Here is a 3094-nt window from a genome sequence, read left to right on the forward strand (position 1 = left end):
GCCCACACCGGTCCACGTGGACAGGTCCGCGCTCTGGAGGATCCGGTTGTCGACGAAGCTGGCCCGCTGGTGCTCGATCACGCCCCCGCCCATGGCGTTGGCCTGGTCACCCAGGGCCTCCAGCAGCATCCCCAGCACGCCGTCCTCGCCGTGCTCGGCGAGGAACTCCCGCGGCACCTCGACGTCCAGGCCGTAGGTGCGCTTGGCGAACTCGGAGTACCGCGCCCAGCGCGCCACCGCCTCGTCGAGCGTGTCCGGGATCGGCTCCGACGGCTGCACGGTGTCCAGCAGCGCGACCAGCGCGACCACGTCGCCCGCCGCCCGCAACTGGCGGGCCACCTCGACGGCCAGCGCGCCGCCGAAGGACCAGCCGCCGAGGGCGACCGGGCGGCCCGCGGCGATCTCCCGGATCCGGTCCAGGTACCCCGCGGCCCGCTCCTCCAGCGGCCCCTCGGTGCGCTCGACGCCGTACACCGGGGTGTCGGTGCCGAGCCGCTCGACGAGCGGCTCGTAGACGAACGACGAGCCACCCGCGGCGTGGAACAGGAACAGCGGCGTGGCGTCCGGCGAGCCCTCGCGCAGGACGCGGATGTTCCCCTCGACCGCGACCTCGGTGAACGGGCGCAGCAGGTCCGCGATCTCGGCGATGGTGCCGGCGGCGGCCAGCTGGGTGGCGGTGACGTCGCCGCCGCACCGGTCCGACAGCCTTGCCGCCAGGGCGGTGCGTGCGGCGTCGTCGATCGCGGGGAGCGCACCGGTCACCCCGGGCGCAGCCGCACCGGTCACCACGGCCCACGCGCCGAAGGCCATGCGCTCGGTGTCGTCCCGGGGGGCGATCGCGACACCGGCGGCGCCGGCGTCACCGGTGGCGCCGGCCGGCGCGTCGCCGCGCAGCGCGGCCACGTCGACCGCGCCCTCGCCGCGCGACTGCTGGTCGGCGAGTTCACCGACCTTGTCCGGGTTCTCCACGGCGAAGGTCACCATGTCGGCCACGTCGTTCATCGACGCGTCCCGCATCGCCTGCAGTTCGAGGGGCGGGATGGAGAACTCGTGCTCGACGCGGTTCTTGATGCGGACCGCCATGAGGGAATCCAGGCCGAGGTCGAGCAGGGGGAGCTCCCGGGGCAGGTCGTCGGGGCTGTAGCCCATCGAGGACCCGATGATCCGGGCCAGGCGGTCCCCGATCGACTCGCCCGAGGCCGGATTCCAGCGGGTGTCCTCGTCGTCGTCGTCATCGATGTCCACCACCGGGGCGTCGGACTCGGTCGACACGTAGTGCGCCCCGGGCGCCGCGTCGGGGTCGATCGGCGTACCGCCGCTCACCGCGCACTCGGCGACCAGGACGAAGGCCGGCCCGGTCCCGTCCGTGCCGTGCGCGTGCACCTGCAGCGAGGCTCCGCCGGGGTGCGGGGTCATGGTGGTGGTGACGGTGCCGGCGGCCGGGAGCACCCCGGGCCGGTCGACCGCGGTGAGGGTCGCGCCCGCGAGCACCGACGCCGCGGCGGCCGTCATCAGGGCGTCCACGCTCGGCACGACCTCCGCGCGGACCTGCCAGGCGTGGCGGCCGTCGGGCAGCGCGACGTGGGAACCGGGCATGCGCCCCTCCCCCGACCCGCCGCCGGCGGTGACGGTCGGCCACAGGGTGCGGCGCTTCCACGCCGTCCCGGGCACCGGCGCGTACCGGGCGGGGCCGGTGACGTAGCCGTGCAGCATCTCCACCACTGAGACCATGTCGACCTCGTGGCCGTGGACGTACAGCTGCGCGATCGCACTGAGCAGGGTGTCCGCCTCGGACTCCTTGCGCTTGAGCGTGTAGAGGAGGTTCGGCTCCATGAGCCCGGCGTCGAAGCACGTGGCCGCCACGGACATCGCGGCGACCGGGTTGGGCGCGAACTCCAGGAACGTCACGTACCCGGCCTCGACGGCCTTGCGCACGGCGTGGGTGAACCACACCGAGTGGCGCATGCCCTTGACCCAGTACTCCTCCGCGTGGATCGGCTCGTGGCCGGCGCGGTAGAAGGTCTCCTTGTCCACCGAGGAGAACAGCCCGGAGGTGAGCCCGTGCGGCTCCAGGCCGGCGATCTCCGCGGCGAGCTCCCCCAGCAGCATGTCGACGTCGGAGGTGTGCCCGGCGCCGCGGACCTGGAGCTGTCGGGCGAACTTGCCCTGCTGCTCGACCCAGGCGACGAACTCGGCCACGGGCGTGGCGCGACCGCCGACGGTGGTGTGGGTGGGGGCCGCGTAGACGGCGGGCTCGATCGAGGCGAACTGCGGGTTGTCGGCGATGATCTGCGCGATCTCCTCCGCCGAGTACTCGACCAGGGCCATGGCCCCGGCGTCGGCGTCGGAGACCTGCTGCTCGGCGTCGCCCATGAGTCGCGAGCGCACGCAGATCACGCGGACCGCGTCCTCCAGGCCCAGGCCGCCGGAGGCGTAGGCGGCCGCGACCTCGCCCATCGAGTGGCCGATGACGGCCTCGGGCTTGGCGCCCAGCGCCTTGAGCGTGTCGATCAGCGCGACCTGGACGGCGAAGATCCCGACCTGCGCGTTCTCGACCTCGTAGGTGACGGAGTCGTCGAGGAACATCTCGACCATCCGGTACCCGGCCTCGAACTCGATGAGCTCGTCCACCGCGTCCAGGCAGGAGGCGAACAGCGGGTTGGATAGGTACAGCTCCTTGGCCATCTTGCGGTGCTGGGCGCCGAAGCCGGAGAACACCCAGACGTCGCCGGTGCCCGCGGGGGCGTCGGCGCTGAACACGCCGGGCCCGGGGTCGCCGGCGGCGAGGGCGCGCAGGCCCGCCACCAGGTCGGCGCGGGTGTGGCCCACCACGGCGCCGCGGGAGCGGCCGTGGTTGCGGGCGGCGAGGGTGCGGGCGACCGCGCCGAGGTCCACGGACTCGTCCTGCTTCTCGAGCCAGTCCGCGATCCGGCCGGCCGCGGACTTGCGCCGTGACGGCAGCGACCCGGACACGACGAGCACCGTGGCCGCCGGGCCGGGGACGGAGGTGCCCGTGGTGGCCAGCACCTCGGAGTTGCGGGCGACGGCGTCGGCGACGCTGCGCGCGACGTCGGTGTCGGCGGCGGCGGTGTCG

1 protein-coding gene is annotated in these 3094 nt (G+C 74.0%); it reads right to left on the reverse strand.

Translation table 11 applies throughout. The features are described 5' to 3' along the window. Window positions 1-3094 (reverse strand): acyltransferase domain-containing protein (locus B4M60_RS01550; RefSeq protein ID WP_291079629.1); only part of this gene is annotated, 3094 nt, incomplete at both ends.

This window comes from Dietzia sp. UBA5065 (assembly GCA_002415925.1).
In the GTDB taxonomy this organism is placed as follows: domain Bacteria; phylum Actinomycetota; class Actinomycetes; order Mycobacteriales; family Mycobacteriaceae; genus Dietzia.